The organism is Streptomyces sp. NPDC093097 (assembly GCF_044754325.1).
Classification (GTDB): Bacteria; Actinomycetota; Actinomycetes; order Streptomycetales; family Streptomycetaceae; genus Streptomyces.
In genome coordinates, this window is the sequence record NZ_JBIVOW010000024.1 from 101176 (window position 1) to 118348 (window position 17173).

The 17173-nt window shown below is 71.8% G+C and carries 16 protein-coding genes and 2 pseudogenes; 6 read left to right on the forward strand and 12 right to left on the reverse strand.

Annotated features, from left to right (window positions below; genetic code table 11):
* Nucleotides 1-52: 52 nt before the first annotated feature.
* Nucleotides 53-688, reverse strand: coding sequence for an NAD(P)-dependent oxidoreductase (locus tag ACIQE0_RS31925; protein ID WP_402338728.1), 636 nt, complete (start codon nucleotides 686-688; stop codon nucleotides 53-55).
* Between the two features lie 111 nt (nucleotides 689-799).
* On the opposite strand from ACIQE0_RS31925, the gene ACIQE0_RS31930 reads away from it, so the two are divergent.
* Entirely contained in the window at nucleotides 800-1465 is a 666-nt protein-coding gene (locus ACIQE0_RS31930) for a TetR/AcrR family transcriptional regulator (protein WP_402338729.1), read from the forward strand.
* Nucleotides 1466-1614: 149 nt separating this feature from the next.
* Here ACIQE0_RS31930 and ACIQE0_RS31935 read toward each other — a convergent pair whose 3' ends face one another.
* The 6 genes from ACIQE0_RS31935 to ACIQE0_RS31960 all read right to left on the reverse strand — a co-directional run bounded on the left by ACIQE0_RS31935 (nucleotide 1615) and on the right by ACIQE0_RS31960 (nucleotide 9159).
* Entirely contained in the window at nucleotides 1615-2169 is a 555-nt protein-coding gene (locus ACIQE0_RS31935) for a methylated-DNA--[protein]-cysteine S-methyltransferase (protein WP_402338730.1), read from the reverse strand.
* A gap of 8 nt (nucleotides 2170-2177) precedes the next feature.
* A complete protein-coding gene (locus ACIQE0_RS31940; protein WP_402338731.1) occupies nucleotides 2178-3650 on the reverse strand; it encodes an AlkA N-terminal domain-containing protein in 1473 nt (490 codons plus the stop codon).
* 128 nt (nucleotides 3651-3778) lie between these two features.
* Nucleotides 3779-4291, reverse strand: a complete 513-nt coding sequence (locus ACIQE0_RS31945; protein ID WP_402338732.1) for an O-acetyl-ADP-ribose deacetylase — start codon at nucleotides 4289-4291, stop codon at nucleotides 3779-3781.
* 236 nt (nucleotides 4292-4527) lie between these two features.
* Complete coding sequence (locus ACIQE0_RS31950) at nucleotides 4528-5949, reverse strand: NAD(P)/FAD-dependent oxidoreductase (protein ID WP_366333094.1); 1422 nt, start codon at nucleotides 5947-5949, stop codon at nucleotides 4528-4530.
* Between the two features lie 87 nt (nucleotides 5950-6036).
* Nucleotides 6037-6975, reverse strand: coding sequence for an inositol monophosphatase family protein (locus ACIQE0_RS31955; RefSeq protein WP_402338733.1), 939 nt, complete (start codon nucleotides 6973-6975; stop codon nucleotides 6037-6039).
* 321 nt (nucleotides 6976-7296) lie between these two features.
* Nucleotides 7297-9159, reverse strand: a complete 1863-nt coding sequence (locus ACIQE0_RS31960; protein ID WP_402338734.1) for a gamma-glutamyltransferase family protein — start codon at nucleotides 9157-9159, stop codon at nucleotides 7297-7299.
* A 179-nt stretch (nucleotides 9160-9338) separates the two neighbouring features.
* Between ACIQE0_RS31960 and ACIQE0_RS31965 the strand changes: the two genes are divergently transcribed.
* Nucleotides 9339-10103, forward strand: a complete 765-nt coding sequence (locus ACIQE0_RS31965; RefSeq protein ID WP_366333088.1) for a Sir2 family NAD-dependent protein deacetylase — start codon at nucleotides 9339-9341, stop codon at nucleotides 10101-10103.
* Nucleotides 10104-10283: 180 nt separating this feature from the next.
* Nucleotides 10284-11339: a biotin/lipoate A/B protein ligase family protein gene (locus tag ACIQE0_RS31970; RefSeq protein ID WP_402338735.1), complete on the forward strand. Its 1056-nt coding sequence runs from the start codon at nucleotides 10284-10286 to the stop codon at nucleotides 11337-11339.
* Nucleotides 11340-11469: 130 nt separating this feature from the next.
* Here ACIQE0_RS31970 and ACIQE0_RS31975 read toward each other — a convergent pair whose 3' ends face one another.
* Entirely contained in the window at nucleotides 11470-12057 is a 588-nt protein-coding gene (locus tag ACIQE0_RS31975; RefSeq protein WP_402338736.1) for a hypothetical protein, read from the reverse strand.
* A 433-nt stretch (nucleotides 12058-12490) separates the two neighbouring features.
* Complete coding sequence (locus ACIQE0_RS31980; protein WP_402338737.1) at nucleotides 12491-12901, reverse strand: hypothetical protein; 411 nt, start codon at nucleotides 12899-12901, stop codon at nucleotides 12491-12493.
* 214 nt (nucleotides 12902-13115) lie between these two features.
* On the opposite strand from ACIQE0_RS31980, the gene ACIQE0_RS31985 reads away from it, so the two are divergent.
* Together ACIQE0_RS31985 and ACIQE0_RS31990 are read left to right on the forward strand one after the other, a co-directional pair.
* Entirely contained in the window at nucleotides 13116-13649 is a 534-nt protein-coding gene (locus ACIQE0_RS31985) for an NUDIX hydrolase (protein WP_366333080.1), read from the forward strand.
* A gap of 27 nt (nucleotides 13650-13676) precedes the next feature.
* Nucleotides 13677-14336 (forward strand): annotated as a pseudogene (locus ACIQE0_RS31990) (replication initiator); the annotation flags it as partial.
* A gap of 14 nt (nucleotides 14337-14350) precedes the next feature.
* On the opposite strand, the pseudogene ACIQE0_RS31995 reads toward ACIQE0_RS31990, so the two are convergent.
* A pseudogene (locus tag ACIQE0_RS31995) lies at nucleotides 14351-14573 on the reverse strand (nitroreductase family protein); the annotation flags it as partial.
* A gap of 67 nt (nucleotides 14574-14640) precedes the next feature.
* On the reverse strand, nucleotides 14641-15369 hold the full coding sequence (locus ACIQE0_RS32000; RefSeq protein WP_402338738.1) for an SDR family oxidoreductase: 729 nt from the start codon (nucleotides 15367-15369) through the stop codon (nucleotides 14641-14643).
* Between the two features lie 283 nt (nucleotides 15370-15652).
* On the opposite strand from ACIQE0_RS32000, the gene ACIQE0_RS32005 reads away from it, so the two are divergent.
* Nucleotides 15653-16315, forward strand: a complete 663-nt coding sequence (locus tag ACIQE0_RS32005; protein WP_384103382.1) for a LuxR C-terminal-related transcriptional regulator — start codon at nucleotides 15653-15655, stop codon at nucleotides 16313-16315.
* 63 nt (nucleotides 16316-16378) lie between these two features.
* On the opposite strand, the gene ACIQE0_RS32010 is transcribed toward ACIQE0_RS32005, so the two are convergent.
* A complete protein-coding gene (locus tag ACIQE0_RS32010; protein WP_402338739.1) occupies nucleotides 16379-17140 on the reverse strand; it encodes a VC0807 family protein in 762 nt (253 codons plus the stop codon).
* Nucleotides 17141-17173 lie beyond the last annotated feature (33 nt).

The window sequence follows — 17173 nt, forward strand, 5'->3', positions numbered from 1 at the left end:
CCACAGCGCCAGCCGCTGACCGCGAGCGTCCAGTCGCTCGTGGCGGGTGGGGTCAGCTGCTGACGCCTACGGCGTGGGCGTGGGTGGTGGGGTCGGGGATGAGGTCGAGCATGGCGCGGGCCACGTCGGCGCGCGGGATGGAGCTGCCCGCGGGGCCGGCTTCGACGGCGTGGCGGTAGTGGCCGGTGCCGGGCTTGTCGAGCAGGCGGGGCGGACGGACGGAGGTCCAGTCGAGGTCGGTTGCGCGGAGCACGGCCTCCATGCGTTCCAGATCGGTGTAGACCTCCTTGAGGATCGCCCAGAGCAGCGGGGCGAAGACCCGGTGGCTGAGGAACGGCTGCCCGGCACCGGTGCGGTTGAGCGGACCGGCGCTGACCACCAGGAGGCGGCGCACGCCGGTTGCCGTCATGGCCTCGGTCACCGCGCGGGCCGAGGTGGAGGCGGGGCGCAGCGGATCACGGCGGCCGGCCGAACCGATGCCGGAGAGGACCGCGTCGGCGCCCTCGACGGCGGGGGCGATGGAAGCCGCGTCGAGTGCGTCGGCGCGGACGACCGTCAGGCGGGGGTGGCGCTGGGTCAGCTTCTCCGGGCTGCGGAGTGCGGCGGTCACCTCGTGCCCGTCGGCCAGTGCCTGGCTGACGAGCTGCCGGCCGATGCCGCCCGAGGCTCCGACGACCGTGATTCTCATGACTCCTCCGGTGAACTGTCCTTGTCACGTCACCACCCCCGAGGAGGTGAGTGAACACTTACTCGCCAGTGTGGGTGAGTGTTCACTCACCTGTCAATGTAGGGTCGTTCCATGAGCCATGACGCCGCCGCCCCGCTGTCCGGAGGGGCTCTGACGCGCTCCCGCATCCTGGACGCCGCTGCCACGCTGATGACGAGCGTGGGCCTGGCGCACACGACGACCAAGCAGATCGCCAAGGCGGCGGGGTGTTCCGAGGCGGCTCTGTACAAGCACTTCCGGAGCAAGGAAGAGATCTTTGTGGGGGTGCTGCACGAGCGGGTGCCGCAGTTCTCGGACGCTTTGACCGAACTGCCCGAGAAGGCCGGTGACGCACGGGGCCCGGCAACGCACCTCGGGGAGGTGGCACTGGCCGCCGTGCGGTTCTACCGGCGGTCGTTCCCGATCGCGGCATCGCTGTTCGCAAGCCCGGAACTGCTGGCCACGCACCGGCGCAAGCTCGACGAACTGGGCACCGTCGGACCGCACAACGCGAGCCGGCAGCTCGCGGCGTACCTGGAGGCGGAGCAGGGCCTGGGGCGGATCTCGGCGTCGGCGGATCCGCACGCGGCGGCCAACCTGCTCATCGGGGCCTGCTTCCACCGGGCATTCCTCGACCTGTTCTTCGACGGGGAGGCGCCGGCCGGCGCGCTGCGACCGGCGGACGAGGAGGAGTTCGCGGCGGAGACGGTGCGGGCACTGCTGGGCGGGCTCATGCCGTCGGACACGTCGGACACGTAGAAACGGACCGGACACGTAGAAGGTGTCTGGCGCGTCCCACGGCGGGTGAGGTGTCGGACGGACGGCAGCCGGGGGCGGGCTCAGGGCCCTGGCCTCCCGCGCTCCGGCCCCAGGCCCCAGGCCCCGCAGCTCACGCGCACACCGCCGGCTCAGGCGAACGCCTCCGGTGGGAAGAGGCCGTCGGTGGTGCTTTCGAAGGCGAGGAGGCGGCGCTTGCGGTCGAGGCCGCCGCCGTAGCCGGTGAGGCTGCCGTTGGCGCCGACGACGCGGTGACAGGGGACGATGATGCCGATCGGGTTGCGGCCGTTGGCGAGGCCGACGGCGCGGGAGGCGGCCGGGTTGCCAAGGCGTTCGGCGAGTTGCCCGTAGGAGAGCGTCCGGCCGTACGGGATGGTGCACAGGGCGGCCCAGACGCGGCGTTGGAAGGGGGTGCCGTGCAGGGCGAGCGGCAGGTCGAAGGTGGTCAGCTCGCCCCGGAAGTAGGCGTGGAGCTGGGCGATGACCTGGGCGAAGGGCGGTTCGGTGGGGTCGGCCGGGGTGCCGAAGGTCTCCTGGGGCGGGCGGTGGCGCTGGTCGGTCATGTAGAGGCCGCTGAGGGCGTTGCCGTCGGCGACGAGGGTGAGCGGGCCCACGGGGGTGTCGTCGAGGACGGTGTAGGTGAGGGGGCCGGCAGGGGCCCTGGTGTCGGTGGTGGGTGTGGTCATGGTGGGGCTCAATTCGTCGGGAGGTAGTTGATCGGGTGGTCGTCGGTGGCCCAGAGGTACTGGACGGCGTAGGCGCGCCAGGGGCGCCAGCGGGCGGAGTGGCGGATAAGGGCCGCCGGGGTGGCCGGCATGCCGAGGCCTGCGGCGGCGCGGCGGAGGCCGAGGTCGGTGGGGGTGAAGGCGTCGGGGTCGCCGAGGGCGCGCATGGCGATGCATTCGACGGTCCAGGGGCCGACGCCGGGGAGTTCGGCGAGTCGGGCGCGGGCCTCGTCCCGGTCGCTGCCGACGCCGAGTTGGAGCGTGCCGCCGGCGAGCGCGGCGATGACGCCGGTGAGGGTGGCGCGCCGGGTGCGCGGCATGGCGAGGGTTTCCGGGTCGAGTGCGGCGAGGGCGGTGGCGGTCGGGAAGAGGTGGGTGAGGCCGCCGGCGGGGTCGTCGACGGGTTCGCCGTGGGCGAGGACCAGGCGCCCGGCGTGGGTGCGGGCGGCGGCGGTGGAGACCTGCTGGCCGAGGACCGCGCGGACCGCGAACTCGTCGGCGTCGGCGGTGCGCGGTACCCGGCGGCCGGGAGCCTTGTCGACCAGCGGCGCGAGCTGGGGGTCGGTGCGCAGCAGTCCGTCCACGGCCTCGGGGTCGGCGTCGAGATCGAGCATCCGGCGGCAGCGGGCGATGGCACCGGCGAGGTCGCGGAGGTCGGTGAGGGAGAGGCGGCAGTCGATGTGGTCGGGGCGGGGGGTGAGGGCGACGATGCCGTGGCCGTAGGGGAGGTTGAGGGTGCGGCGGTAGGCGCCGTCCCGCCATTCCTCGACGCCGGGGACGGCGGTGGCGGCGAGGTGCCCGAAGAGGTTGTCGGGGTTGAGCGGCTGGCGGAAGGGGAGCCGTAGGGCGAGGGTGCCGGGGGTGGCGGTGTGGGACCCGGGGCCGGTGCGGGTGCGGAGTGCGGTCGGGGAGAGCGCGAAGACCTCGCGGACGGTCTCGTTGAAGGTGCGGATGCTGGTGAATCCGGCGGCGAAGGCGATCTCGGCCATGGGCAGTGCGGTGGTCTCGATCAGGAGCCGGGCGGTCTGGGCGCGCTGGGCGCGGGCCAGGGCGAGGGGGCCGGCGCCGAGTTCGGCGAGGAGTTGGCGTTCGATCTGGCGGGGGCTGTAGCCGAGCCGGGCGGCCAGTCCGGGGACGCCCTCGCGGTCGACGACCCCGTCGGCGATCAGTCGCATGGCGCGGGCGACCAGGTCGGCCCGCTCGTCCCATTGGGGGGAGCCGGGGCTGGCGTCGGGACGGCAGCGTTTGCAGGCCCGGAAGCCGGCTTGCTGGGCGGCGGCCGCGCTGGGGTAGAAGGTCATGTTCTCGGGCTTGGGGGGCACGACCGGGCAGCTGGGCCGGCAGTAGATGCCGGTGGTGCGGACGGCGGTGTAGAACCAGCCGTCGAAGCGGGCGTCCTTGGACTGCACGGCGCGCAGACAGCGCTCGGTGTCGGTGTGCATGTCCTCCAGGATTGCTCAGCCGGACCGATCCGGCTGGCGGAAATCCGACATCAACCTTGACCCATCAGCGCGGATGTCTGTCGCGGCCTCCTGTCAGCGCCTCGTGCCGTTCTGTGCGTCGGTCGGTGTCAGCGGACCTGTGCGGCGAACGCCGCGTACGCCTGCTCGTCGAAGAGGACGAACCGCACCTCTTCGACGGCCGTGGGGGTGGTGCGGACGGTCTCGACGGCGATCCGGGCGGCGTCCTCGATCGGCCAGCCGTAGACGCCTGCGGAGATGGCCGGGAAGGCCACCGTCCGCGCGCCGAGCTCGTCCGCGAGGCGCAGCGACTCCCGGTAGCAGGAGGCGAGCAGGGCGCTGCGGTCCTGGGAGGCGGAGTGGACAGGGCCGACGGTGTGGAGCACCCAGCGGGCCGGGAGGCGGCCGGCGGTGGTGGCGACAGCTTGGCCGGTGGGCAGGCCGCGGCCGTAGTGGCCGGCGCGCAGGGCGCGACACTCGGCGAGGATGTCGGGGCCGCCGCGGCGGTGGATCGCGCCGTCGACGCCTCCGCCGCCGAGGAGGGAGGAGTTGGCGGCGTTGACGACGGCGTCGACGGTCTGCTCGGTGATGTCGCCCTGGACGAGGGTGAGGGTGGCGCTCATGGGGCGAGCGTAGGGGCTGGAGAGGCGTGGCGGGGTGTTCCCGCCCCTGATCCGCCGGAGGGGCCCGAGGGGCTGTCGTCGGGATACTCCTGTCCGTCGGCGGACGGGAGTTCCCGGACATTGGGCGGGAGTTGCCGGACAGTGAGCGGGAGATCCCGGACCGAGGGCGCGAACTCCCGGACAGCGGGTGGGAGTTGACTCGCGCCCCGGACCGCTTGGGCCCGCCCCTACCCGACCTATCGGCCGCTGCCGCGGAGGCGGCGCCAGACCGCCCTGGCGGCGTGGTGGCCGGACATGCCGTGGACGCCGGGGCCGGGTGGGGTCGCCTGGGAGCAGAGGAAGACCGCGGGGTGGGCGGTCTCGTAGGGGACGCGGGTGAGTTTGGGGCGGATGAGGAGGCGGAGGCCGGCGGCGGAGCCGGTGGCGGTGTCGCCGCCGACGTAGTTGGCGTTGCGGGCGGCGAGCTGCGGGGGGCCGGCGACGGCGCGGGCGAGGATCAGGTCGCGGAAGCCGGGGGCGAAGCGCTCGATCTGGCGCTCGACGACCTCGGTGGCGTCGCCCTCCCAGCCGTTGGGGACGTGGCCGTAGGCCCAGAAGGTGTGGCGGCCCTCGGGGGCTCGGGTGGGGTCGATGAGGCTGGGCTGGGCGGTGATGAGGAAGGGGACGGAGGGGTCGCGGCCTTCGACGGCGGCGTCCAGGGCGGCGGAGATCTCGCCGCTGGTGGGGCCGATGTGGACGGTGCCGGCGCGGCGGGCTTCCTCGGCGGTCCAGGGCGCGGGGCCGGAGAGCGCGTAGTCGATCTTGAAGACGCTGGGGCCGTAGATGACGTCCCGGTAGGCGTTGCCCAGGCCGGCGATGCGGGCGAGGGCGGTCGGGGAGGTGTCGAAGACGTAGGCGCGGGCGGGCGGGAGGTCGTCCAGGCGCTTGACCTCGAAGCCGGTGTGCAGGGCGCCGCCATGGGCGCGCAGGAGGCCGGCCAGGGCGTCGGAGATGGCCTGGGAGCCGCCGCGGGGCACCGGCCAGCCGTTGGCGTGCGCGGCGAGGGCGAACATCAGGGCCAGGCCGCTGGTGCCGAGGCCGCGGAGCGGGGCGATGGCGTGGGCGGCGAGGCCGGCCAGCAGGGCGCGGGCCTTCTCGTCCTGGAAGCGGCGGTTGAGGAGGGTGACGGGCTGCATGGCGACCAGGCCGAAGCGGGCGTAGGTCACCGGGTCCTGGGGCAGGCCGAGCCACTGGGTGCGGAGGAAGTCGTGGGCCATGGTGTCCCACTTGCCGGTGAACGGGGAGATGAGCCGGCGGTAGGTGCCGGCGTCGCGCGGTCCGAAGGACATCGCGGTCTCGCCGACGGAGTGCGCCAGGACGGCGGCGGTGCCGTCGGGGAAGGGGTGCGCCATCGGGAGGTCGGGGTGGAGCCAGTGCAGGCCGTGCCGTTCCAGGGGCATGGCGCGGAAGGCCGGTGAGCCGACGCCGAGCGGATGCACCGCGGAGCAGGGGTCGTGGCGGAAGCCGGGGAGGGTGAGTTCCTCGGTGCGGGCGCCGCCGCCGATGCCGTCGCGGGCCTCGAAGACCTCCACGGACATACCGCGGCGGGCGAGTTCGACCGCCGCCGTCAGGCCGTTGGGACCCGATCCGATCACCACGGCGTCGAGCATCGTCGGCACCTGCGCCACTCCCCTCGTGTCCGACCCTCGTCGGTGAGGGTCAGTTGGCGGCCGCCAGACGCCGCTCCTTACCTCCGCGGAGATCCGTCAGAAGCGCCCCAGCAGTCCGAGGATACGCCGCGCCGTTGCGGCATCCCGCGCCGCGGTGAAGGGCAGCGCGTTGCCTCCCTCGATGCGGAAGGGTTCGCCGGCGACCGTGCCGCTGGCGCCGCCCGCCTCGTGGACGAGGAGGAGTCCGGCGGCGTGGTCCCAGCAGTTCTCCCAGCTGAAGGCGGTGGCGTCGAGCCGGCCCTGGGCTATGTGGAGGTATTCCAGGCCCGCCGAGCCGCAGGGGCGGGGCGCGACGCCGGGAGCCTGGAGGGCGGCCAGGACGCGCTTTTGGTCGTCGGTGGTGAAGTCGGGGTGGGAGGTGGCGACTTCGAGGGCGGCGCCGGGCGCGGGGTGGCCGGCGGTGAGCCGCTCGCCGTTGAGATGGGCGCCGGCGCCGCGGCGCGCGACGGCCATCTGGCCGAGGGCGGGCGCGTACGTCCAGGAGGCGAGGACCTCGCCGCGGTAGGCGAGAGCGACCAGGGTGGCGAAACCGGGGTCGCCGTGGACGAACTGGCGGGTGCCGTCGACCGGGTCGACGATCCAGACGAGGGCGTCGCCGTGCAGCGCGTCGAGGACGGTGGGGTCGGCGTGCACGGCTTCCTCGCCGACGACGCGGGAGCCGGGCAGCAGGGCGGTGAGGGCGGCCGTGAGGTGGTCCTCGGCGCGCCGGTCGGCGGTGGTGACGAGGTCGTGCGGGCCGTTCTTCTCGACGACGTCCTCGGCGGCGAGCTGCCGGAAGCGGGGCATGATCTCGTCGGCCGCGGCCTGCCGGACGGCGGCCTCGACGGCGGCCAGGTCCAGTCCGGAGAGATCCGGGGTGGACGGCGCGGCGGGCGCGGGCGGCTGGGCGAGGGTGGTGCTGAGGTCGGCGGCGTCGGTGAGGGCCGTGGTGTCCGTGGTGTCTCCCGTGTTGTGGGTCCGCAGTGCTTCGATCATGTGTCCCATCGAACCACGTGCCACTGACACTCCGGACGGATGGAGGGTGAACTCCAGGTTCCGCCAGGACTACGGGAGGGTGCGGCCGCGGCCCGCCGGAGCGCGGCCGCACCCTCACTCGGCGACATCACCGCAGGTCAGACCCAGTAAGGGCAGAGGATGGGGCACATGAGATCCGGTCCGGCGGCCGCTGGCCGAGGACCGCCCCGGCCAGCGCGGACCGACCGCGCACCGACCGCGTACCAACCGCTGCGACGCGGACCACTGCCGCCCGTCGCGGACCAGCACGAACCGGTGCCGACGGATACGGACCACCGCCGCTCAGCGTCCGACCGCGTACCCCTGCATGCCGCGCGGGTTCGCGGCGGCCGACAGCACCCCGGTCCGGGGGTCGCGGGCGACCGCGCTCAGCCGCCCCTCCGACCAGGCGCCGCCGACCGTCACGTCGTGGCCGCGCCGGCGCAGCCCGTCGATGACCCGCTCGCCGATCCGGGATTCCACGGTGACGCTGCCGGGCCGCATGGTGCGCGGGAAGAAGGAGCTGGGGAAGGAGTCGTTGTGCCAGTTGGGGGCGTCGATGGCGCCCTGGAGGTCGAGTCCGCCGCGGACCTGCGGGCGCAGTGCGACGGCCAGGAAGAAGTGCAGCTGCCACTGGTCCTGCTGGTCGCCGCCGGGGGTGCCGAACGCCATGACGGGGACGCCGTCGCGCAGGGCGAGGGAAGGGGTGAGGGTGGTGCGGGGGCGGCGTCCGGGGGTGAGGGAGTTGGGCAGGCCCTCTTCGAGCCAGGTCATCTGGAGGCGGGTGCCGAGCGGGAAGCCGAGGCCGGGGACGACCGGGTTGGACTGGAGCCAGCCGCCGGAGGGGGTGGCGGAGACGAGGTTGCCCCAGCGGTCGACGATGTCGATGTGGCAGGTGTCGCCGCGAGTGGTGCCGTCGCGGTCGACCTCGGGGGCGGCGGCCGGTTCGCTGCGGGCCACGGTCGGTTCGCCGGCGCCGCTCGCCAAGGCGCCCAGCGGGTCGGGCCCGCCGGTGCCGGTGGCCACCGCGCGGGCGTGCTTGCTCAGGCGCGGGGTGCGGCCGTCGGGGCTGCCGGGCCGCAGCTCGGCGGAGGCGCGGTCGCCGACGAGGGCGCGGCGGGCGGTGTTGTAGGCGTCGCCGAGGAGGGTGGAGAGCGGGACGTCGGCCGCGTCGCCGTACCAGGCCTCGCGGTCGGCCATCGCCAGTTTGCAGCCCTCGATGAGCAGGTGGACGTAGTCGGGGCTGCCGTGGGCGGGCAACTCCTCGGGGAGGAGGGCGAGTTGCTGGAGGAGGGCCGGGCCCTGGGTCCAGCCGCCGGCCTTGGCGACCGTCCAGCCGTGCCAGTCGTAGGTCACCGGTTCCTCGTAGGTGGCGGTGAAGGCGGCGAGGTCGTCGCCGGTGAGGGTGCCGGCGTGGCGTTCGCCGGTGGGGGTCCCCCCGCCGAAGGCAGGGGGAGTGTCCATGGCGGGGCGGGCGGCGGTGGCGGCGAGCGCCTCGCCGATGAAGCCCTCGCGCCAGATGCGGCGGGCGGCGTCGATCTGCGCCTCGCGGTCGGTGGCGGCGGCCTCGGCCTCGGTGACGAGGCGGCGCCAGGTGGCGGCCAGCGGCGGGTTGGTGAGGAGTTCGCCGGGGCGGACGGCGCGGCCGCCGCGGAGGTAGAGCTCGGCGGAGGAGGTCCACTCGGTGGTGAAGAGTTCGCGGACGGTCTCCACCGTCTCCCCGATCCGTTCGACGGCGGGGTGCCCGTGCTCGGCGTAGCCGATGGCGTAACGGAGCACGTCGGCAAGGGACTTGGTGCCGTGGTCGCGCAGCAGCAGCATCCAGGCGTCGAAGGCGCCGGGGACGGCGGCGGCGAGCGGTCCGGTGCCGGGCACCAGGCCCAGGCCGAGGGAGGTGTAGTGGGCGACGGTCGCGCCGGCCGGGGCCGGGCCCTGGCCGCACAGCACCCGCACCGGCCCGTCCGCCGGGGCCAGGATGATCGGCACCTCGCCGGCCGGCCCGTTCAGGTGCGGTTCGACGACGTGCAGCACGAATCCGGCGGCGACGGCGGCGTCGAAGGCGTTGCCGCCGTCCTCCAGGACGGCCATCGCGGACTGGGAGGCCAGCCAGTGGGTGGTGGCGGCCATGCCGAAGGTGCCTTGGAGGGTGGGGCGGGTGGTGAACACGGGGCTCCTCGGGGTCGTGGGGCGTTCCGTCGCGGCGTGGGCGGGCGCGGCGTACCGATCGTCCGTAGCCTCCCCGTATGGCGGGGCGTCGTACCTCTCCACCCAGGGGCGGCCCGCCCGTGCCCACTCGCACGGACAACCCGGTCGCCCTCCCCCGCCCCGTTCCGTACGCTCGCCCCATGAGCAGTGCCGACGCCCCGAGCAGTGCCGACGGACGGCCCGCGCGCCGCCCCCTGGTGGCGATCCTGAGCGGTGCCGGGATCTCCACCGACTCCGGGATTCCCGACTACCGCGGCCCCAACGGGCTGTGGCGGCGCGATCCGGAGGCCGAGAAGCTGGTCACCTACGACACGTACATGGCGGATCCGGAGATCCGGCGGCGGTCGTGGCGGATGCGGCAGGAGAGCCCGGCGTTCCGGGCCCGGCCGAACGCGGCGCATGAGGCGGTGGCCCAGTTGGCGCGGTCCGGGACGCCGGTGCGGGTGATCACCCAGAACGTGGACGGTCTGCACCAGCTCGCCGGGATGCCGGCCCGCAAGGTGCTGGAACTGCACGGCACCGCGCGGGAGGTGAGCTGCACCCGGTGCCACGCCCGGTCGTCGATGACGGAGGCGCTGGAGCGGGTGAAGGCCGGCGATCCCGATCCGGCGTGCCTGGTGTGCGGCGGGATTCTGAAGTCGGCGACGGTGATGTTCGGGGAGCGGCTGGATCCGCGGGTGTTGGGCGAGGCGGTGGGGGTGGCGAAGGCCGCTGAGCTGTTCTTCGCGGTCGGCACCACGCTCCAGGTGCAGCCGGCCGCCTCGCTCGTCGGGGTGGCGGTGGAGCACGGTGCGCGCCTGGTGATCGTCAACGCCGACCCGACGCCCTATGACCCGTTGGCCGCCGAGGTGGTGCGGGAGCCGATCGGGACGGCGCTGCCGCGGCTGCTGGCGGCGCTGGGCTGACGGACGAGGCAGCGCATCCGGCCCTTTTTGCCGGGAATGCCGGTGACCGCGTCACGGGGGTCGGCGCCGCCGATCCCCTCCGCAGATCGCGCTCCCTTCCCACAACGCCAGGGGAGCGAAAAGGGCATATCCCGTAGCGCGTTATCGTGGAATCGATCACGACGATGGAGGCGAAGCCGCATGCACGGCGAGTACAAGATTCCTGGCGGAAAGCTCGTAGTAGTGGACCTGGACAGCCGGGATGGCGTGCTGCGCGACGTCCAGGTGGCCGGCGACTTCTTCCTGGAACCGGACGAGGCCCTCGCCGCCATCAATCACGCGCTCGAAGGCGCCCCCGCCGACACCCCCGCGGCCGGGCTCGCCTCCCGCATCGACTCGGCGCTCCCCGCAGGCACCACGATGTACGGCATCACGGCCGAGGGAGTCGCGGTCGCGGTACGGCGGGCCCTGACTCAGGCCACGGACTGGACCGACTACGACTGGCAACTCATCCACGAGCAGCCCCAGTCGCCCGCCCTGCACATGGCTCTCGACCAGGTCATCACCGAGGAGGTCGCCGCGGGGCGCCGCCCGCCGACCCTTCGGGTCTGGGAATGGGATTCCCCAGCCGTCATCATCGGCAGCTTCCAGTCGCTCCGGAACGAGGTGGACCCTGCGGGCGCCGCTCGCCACGGAGTCACTGTCGTCCGGCGGATCTCCGGCGGCGGGGCCATGTTCGTCGAGGCCGACAACACCATCACGTATTCCCTCTCGGTCCCGGCCTCGCTGGTCTCCGGGCTGTCCTTCGCCGAGTCCTACGCGTACCTCGACGACTGGGTGCTCAACGCCCTCGGCGACATGGGAATCCAAGCCTGGTACCAACCGCTGAACGACATCGCCTCCACCGAAGGAAAGATCGCCGGTGCCGCACAGAAGCGTCTCGCCAGCGGCGACGGCGCCGTACTGCACCACGTGACGATGTCCTACGACATCGACGCCGACAAGATGGTCGACGTGCTGCGCATCGGCAAGGAGAAGCTGTCGGACAAGGGCACCAAGAGCGCCAAGAAGCGCGTCGACCCGCTTCGCCGCCAGACGGGCCTCCCCCGCGCCGAGGTCATCGACCGCATGATCACCTCCTTCCGCACCCGCTACGGCCTCACCCAGGGCCACGTCACCGCCGAGGAGATGGCCCGCGCCGAGGAGCTCGCCGTCACTCGGTACAGCAACGAGGAATGGACGGCGCGGGTGCCGTAGGAACGGGCCCCGAGTCCGCGGTCAACGGACCACCGCCGTCACGTAGTTCGTCGCTGCGACGGTCTCGCCTTCCCGGGCGCGGAAGGCGAGGACGCACTTGCAGTCGACCGTCGACGTCGACATGCCCCGCCTAGTTCGTCTTCTTCAGCGCAATGCTGCCAACGATGTTCGAGACATCCCGCTCGGACAGCGAGCCCGGCGTGGAGTTCACCGTGATCAGGTAGGGGCGCTGCTCGGCGTCCAAACCGGTCAGCATCACGCCCTCCAGCCTGGTGCCCTTGGGGGGCGTGCCCTCTCTGCCCTTCGAGGCGAAGGTGTAGGCGATCTTCCTGGCCTCTTCAGGGCCGTTGGGCCCGGCCACCTTGATCTCCGTGGTCTTCACCGGGGTGGCGCCGAACTGGATCCGGGCCTCGGCTCCGGTGGCCGCCATGTCGGGGGTGTTCAAACCGGTACCGAAGTCGAACTCGACACTCATGGAGGCGACCACGACGCTCCCCTCGGTGAGCGTCGCCCGGGCCACCTCGTACGGGTTGCCCTTGCGGACGGTGACTTTCGTGAAGCCCTTGGGGTGGCCGACAGAGAGCCGCTTGGTGTCCAGGGTGCCCCAGCCCTCCGGGGTGGTGGCCCCCGCCTGACCGCCGCCGCAACCGGTGAGCAGCAGTCCGGCGGTGCCTGCCGCTATCGCCACACGAAGGCCGTGCTTCGACTTCCCGTTCATCCCCGATGTACCTCGCTCTTTTCCGCACGGCTCGTCCCCCACAACAAGATCCGGTATCGGGGTGTTCGTCAACCCGGGGTGACCCCGATCGCGCTGGCCGACGCCTGGAACGTGCCCCGCCGTGCGAGGGATCCACGCGGTGATCGCCGCGGACAGCGGCTCGTCGCGCCGGATCTCAGGCATGTTTGAGAAGTACCTTTGGGCAGACTTGTGCAGTGACGCTGCCTGACCAACCGTCCCGTGTTCGACTGACCGCTGGTGTCAGCTCATGTGTGCCGTCGTTGCCGTCAGCGTTGCCGTCACGATGACCACGGCAGAGACCGGTGCCCTGGTAAGCGCTTTTCTGACAAACCCAAGGCGTAGCTGACTGACCCAAGTCCATGGCCCCTGGACCTCGGCGCCTGCCCACCATTGCCAGCGCAAGGTGATCGGGTCAGTAGGCGAAGACGCTCTCACCGAACTCGTAGGTGGCTTCCCGGCCTGGTTCGAGCGTGGCGATGCTGCTGCCCTGGCAGTTCGCACGGCCGTAGATCAGAACACGGTAAGTGGTCTGGTTTTTGACGCTCATTGGAAGGCGTTGCGAGTTGTAGCAGCCGCGCGGGTTGTTGTACCGCTGGCCGTTGATGTACAAGGTGCCCTGAACTGCCGTCGCGAGCCGGGCAGGGATAGAGCCATCGTCCCGGCCATGGCCATGCTGGCGAATGCGATCGTTACGCGTCGCATGATCGGCCCCCTCCAGGGATTGCGGACAGGGAGGCACATGTCCACCCCTGGGGTATTGCATGCCCGTGAAGTAACGCCACAGATAGCGGCATTCACCCGCCTGCATCCATATTTCACCCATCGAGTGACTGAACCCGTCGTGACCTGCCGGCGGCTTTGCACCACCGGTCAGCGCCTCAGCCTCGCATCCAGATCCGCTTTCGCAACAAGCCCAAAGGTCGGCCGCCTCATGCCTTCAACTGGACTTGTCCACCGGACGTGCGCACGCCTTCGCCACAGGGTGCCCGAGCCGTGTCTGAGATGCTGGACGCCACCTGGCGAGAGAGGCGGCGTTCATGCAGTGGAAGACCCATGGCGAGCGGCAGATCTACACGAATCCTTGGGTGAACCTGTGCCTGGTGGACGTCCAGCAGCCCGACGGACGCCGGTGGGAACACCACGTCGTCCGGCTCCGTCACCTGGCCGTGGCCGCTGTGGTCAACGACCGCCGCGAGATCTTGATGATGTGGCGCCACCGCTTCATCACCGACGCGTGGGCGTGGGAGTTGCCCATGGGTCTCATAGAGGAGGACGAGACGCCGGAGCAGGCCGCGTCTCGTGAGGTCCTGGAGGAGACGGGCTGGCGCCCGGGGCCGATGAAGCCGCTGATCTACGCGGAGCCTGCGAACGGGATCACGGACTCGCAGCACCACGTCTTCCGCGCTGACAGCGCGACTTACGTCGGGACCCCGACGGAGAAGAACGAATCCGACCGGATCGAGTGGATCCCGCTCGCCGACGTCCGCGGCATGATCGACCGTCGGGAGATCGTCAGTAGCGGGGCGCTCGTCGGTCTGCTGTACGTCCTGATGGATGAGGCGATCCGCTGAATCAGGCGGGGAGCACTTCCCGCAGGCCTGGCGGTCGAGCGCGCCCGACTCACCGTCGAGTCCGATGCCGTCGGCGAACGCGACATCGCCTGGGGCAAGCGCTTCAAGGTGGACCCCATCGCCGCCCTGGCCGACGGCGAACTCACCGATGCCAAGGTCGCCGGGTGCATCGCCAAGTACGCCACCAAGAACGCCGAAGGTGCCGGCACCTTCGACCGCACGCTGATGTGCCGCCCCTGCTCCGGACGCGGCTACGTACGCGGCCCCGACCGCTTCCGTGACCTGTGCACCGACTGCGAAGGCACCGGGCAGGCCGAACCCCTCACCTCTCTGCCCGTCCAGCAGCACGTACGGCAGATGATCCGCACCGCCTGGGCACTCGGTCACCTCCCGGAGTTCGCGGACCTCAAGCTCTGGAAGTGGGCTCACACGCTCGGCTTCCGCGGCCACTTCTCCAGCAAGTCCCGGGCCTACTCCACCACCCGCGGCGCACTCCGCGACGTACGCCGTGCATGGCGCCTCACCCAAACCGAAGCGGCCCGCGCCCGCGCCGGCCTTCCTGCCACCGGCGACAACACCACGCTCGTCACCGACTCCTCCTGGACGTACCTCGCCTCCGGCTACCGCCCCGGCGAAGAACTCCTCGCCGCACAGACCCGCCACGAGATCGAGCAACAACGCCGTTTCCGACACGAAGAATTGCTCGTCCCAGGGGTCGCATGCGGCCACCCGCTCGCCGGCGCGCTTCTTGAGCTCGGCCAGCGGCCCACCGGTCACGACGTAGGAGCGCCACGGCTGGAGGTTCGATCCGGACGGCGCCCAGGCCGCAGCCGACAGCACCCGCTCCAACACCCGTCGCGGGACGGGCCGGTCGGTGAACCCTCGCACCGCCCGTCGGCTCGTGACCGCCTCACAGACATCCACGCTCAGCTACCTCCCTCGATCGTCTACCGCTCTCGACTGCTCCATGGGCACGCAGGAGGCGGGGATGTCAGGAGAGCCAGTCGGCGTAGTGGGTGGGGGCGAGATGGGCGTTCTTGTCGGTGAGGACGTCGCCCTTGACGGCGGCGAACATGCCGGCGGTGGGGTCGGTGACGACGGTACGGCTGTCGCCCTTGTGGGACAGGGTGATCCGGCCCAGCTCGTCCAGGGTGAAGACCTCGGGTCCTGCGATGTTGCGGATGCCGTTCAGCGGAGCCCCGGCGGTGACCTCCGCCACCGCGTCGGCCACGTCCTTGGAAGCGATGGGCTGGATGGGCGTGGCGGGCAGCCGGACGGTGTCGGCGTCGGCGGTCCAGGACAGGACTGCGTCCATGAAGTCCATGAACTGCGTGGCCCGCACGATCGAGTAGGGGATCGGCCCGGCCGCGAGGATCTTCTCCTGGAGCGCCTTGGCACGGTAGTAGTCCAGCTCCGGCACCCGGTCCGTGCCGACGATCGAGAGGATGACGAGGTGGCCGACGCCGCCCTTCCGGGCCGCGGCCAGGAGGTTGTCCATCGAGGTCCGGAAGAAGGCGAGCGAGGCTTCGTCGAAGGTCGGGGAATTGGTCAGGTTGACGACGGCGTCGGCTCCCGCCACTGCCTCGTCCAGTCCCTGGCCGCCGATGATGTCGACTCCGCTGGACTTCGAGTGCGGTACGGCCTGGTGTCCGGCGGCGTTCAGGTTCTTGACGACCTGCGAACCGATCAGTCCGGTACCGCCGATGACTGCGATCTTCATGATGTGCCTTTCGCCCGGGATTACTACGCAATATGGCATATACAAGGCTATGTGGGCGGGCATGAAACGGCTCGATGGGCGCGGTGTCGGTCGAAGCGCCGTCCCTTGCGGAGGAGTTGGCGGCGGGAAGGTTCAGTTCGCGGGAGTGGCTGACGCGGGGCCGTAGGGACGGACTGCCGTGCGGGTCGGGCAGGGGTGGTGTGGCCGGGGTGACGGTGGGCCGGTGGATAGACTGCCGGTCGCCGGCGCGCCCGCCGATCACGTCCTGCCCTGGGAGCCGCACATGCGAGTCGTCCTCGCGGAGGACCTCTTCCTGCTGAGGGACGGGATCAGCAATCTCCTCAGCGCCCACGGGTGCGAGATCGTCGCGTCGGTGGGCAGCGGCCCGGAGTTGGAGGACGCGCTGCGGCAGCACGTTCCCGACATCGTCGTGGTGGATGTGCGGCTGCCGCCGTCGTACACCGACGAGGGGCTGCGCATCGCGCTGTCCGCGCGGCGTGCGAACCGCGGGCTGCCGGTGCTCGTCCTCTCCCAGCACGTGGAGCAGTTGTACGCGCGGGAGTTGCTGTCGGACGCGGCGGGCGGGGTCGGCTATCTGCTCAAGGACCGGGTGCTCAACGAGACCCAGTTCATCGAGGCGGTGCGCCGGGTCGCCGCCGGCGGGACCGCCCTGGACCCGGAAGTGATCAGCAAGTTGCTGACCAGCAACGCCGGCACGACGTCGCTGAGCACGCTGACGGCCCGGGAGGCCGAGGTGCTCGGGCTGATGGCCGAGGGCAGGTCCAACGCGGCCATCGCGGCGCGGCTCTTCGTCAGCGAGGGCGCGGTCAGCAAGCACACCACGCGGGTCTTCAACAAGCTGGGGCTGGCCCCCTCCGACGACGACAACCGCCGGGTGCTGGCGGTGCTGGCGTACCTCAACCGCGACCGCGACCGCGAGGTCTGATGCGGGATCGTCCCGGGGCGGGTGCCAGGGCGTGCCAGGCGCCGGGAGTCCACCGGAAGCGCCCTAACTCCGTTCCAGCGTGGTGTGGTTGAGCCGTAGCCCGCGCCGGCGCAGGTAGAGCCGGCCGTAGCGCTTGCTGACGAGTTGGAACAGCACGATGCTCACCACGAACATCACCGTGGTGGCGGTGGGCACCGCGTCGATGTCGAGCCGGTAGGCGAGGACCATGCGGAGGAGCCCGTCGAGGAGGAAGCCGGCGCCCCAGATCACGTTGGTGACGCGCATGAGGTGGCGGATCTCCGCATGGTCCTGCCAGAGCGCCTCCCACCGCGCGGTCGAATCGGCCGACGTCTGGAGGCTGATCAGGCCCTGGAAGATCGCGGGGCGTTTGTGCGTGGTGACCAGCAGCGCGATGCCGAGCACCATGGTGAGCACACCGCTCTTGGCGAGGAGCCAGCGCGGGCTGCCGGTGATCAGGGAGGTCAGCCCGCCGATGAGCAGCAGGCTCAGGGTGAACAGGGCGACCGGTTCGGGCCGGCGCTCCTTGACGAGCGTGACGAGGCTCGTCAGGAACGGCGGCACGCAGCCGAGCAGCAGGGAGTTCAGCGGGGAGAGCCCGTACGCACGCAGCCCGTAGTACAGGCCGAGCGGCAGGGCCAGGCCGAAGAAGAGGGACGTCAGCAGTCCGCGGCGGGCGGCGGCGATCCGCTGCCGCTCCTCCTCCGTGAACCGCGCGTCCCCCTGCGGCGTGGAACCGGACGGCTCCTGGCCGGACGGCTCCTGGTACGACGCGGCACCGTGGTGCGGCTGGTGACCCTGACTCATCTCGATGCTCTCCCGTGTGCGCTTCCCGTGCGG

Excerpts from the sequence above, each read along its gene's own strand:
- ACIQE0_RS31965 (WP_366333088.1), top strand. The coding sequence starts at position 9,339 with ATGAGCAGTGCCGACGCCCCGAGCAGTGCCGACGGACGGCCCGCGCGC.
- ACIQE0_RS31975 (WP_402338736.1), bottom strand. The coding sequence starts at position 12,057 with ATGAACGGGAAGTCGAAGCACGGCCTTCGTGTGGCGATAGCGGCAGGC.
- ACIQE0_RS31925 (WP_402338728.1), bottom strand. The coding sequence starts at position 688 with ATGAGAATCACGGTCGTCGGAGCCTCGGGCGGCATCGGCCGGCAGCTC.
- ACIQE0_RS31980 (WP_402338737.1), bottom strand. The coding sequence starts at position 12,901 with ATGGGTGAAATATGGATGCAGGCGGGTGAATGCCGCTATCTGTGGCGT.
- ACIQE0_RS32000 (WP_402338738.1), bottom strand. The coding sequence starts at position 15,369 with ATGAAGATCGCAGTCATCGGCGGTACCGGACTGATCGGTTCGCAGGTC.
- ACIQE0_RS31945 (WP_402338732.1), bottom strand. The coding sequence starts at position 4,291 with ATGAGCGCCACCCTCACCCTCGTCCAGGGCGACATCACCGAGCAGACC.
- ACIQE0_RS32010 (WP_402338739.1), bottom strand. The coding sequence starts at position 17,140 with ATGAGTCAGGGTCACCAGCCGCACCACGGTGCCGCGTCGTACCAGGAG.
- ACIQE0_RS31955 (WP_402338733.1), bottom strand. The coding sequence starts at position 6,975 with ATGATCGAAGCACTGCGGACCCACAACACGGGAGACACCACGGACACC.
- ACIQE0_RS31935 (WP_402338730.1), bottom strand. The coding sequence starts at position 2,169 with ATGACCACACCCACCACCGACACCAGGGCCCCTGCCGGCCCCCTCACC.
- ACIQE0_RS31930 (WP_402338729.1), top strand. The coding sequence starts at position 800 with ATGAGCCATGACGCCGCCGCCCCGCTGTCCGGAGGGGCTCTGACGCGC.
- ACIQE0_RS32005 (WP_384103382.1), top strand. The coding sequence starts at position 15,653 with ATGCGAGTCGTCCTCGCGGAGGACCTCTTCCTGCTGAGGGACGGGATC.
- ACIQE0_RS31985 (WP_366333080.1), top strand. The coding sequence starts at position 13,116 with ATGCAGTGGAAGACCCATGGCGAGCGGCAGATCTACACGAATCCTTGG.
- ACIQE0_RS31940 (WP_402338731.1), bottom strand. The coding sequence starts at position 3,650 with ATGCACACCGACACCGAGCGCTGTCTGCGCGCCGTGCAGTCCAAGGAC.
- ACIQE0_RS31970 (WP_402338735.1), top strand. The coding sequence starts at position 10,284 with ATGCACGGCGAGTACAAGATTCCTGGCGGAAAGCTCGTAGTAGTGGAC.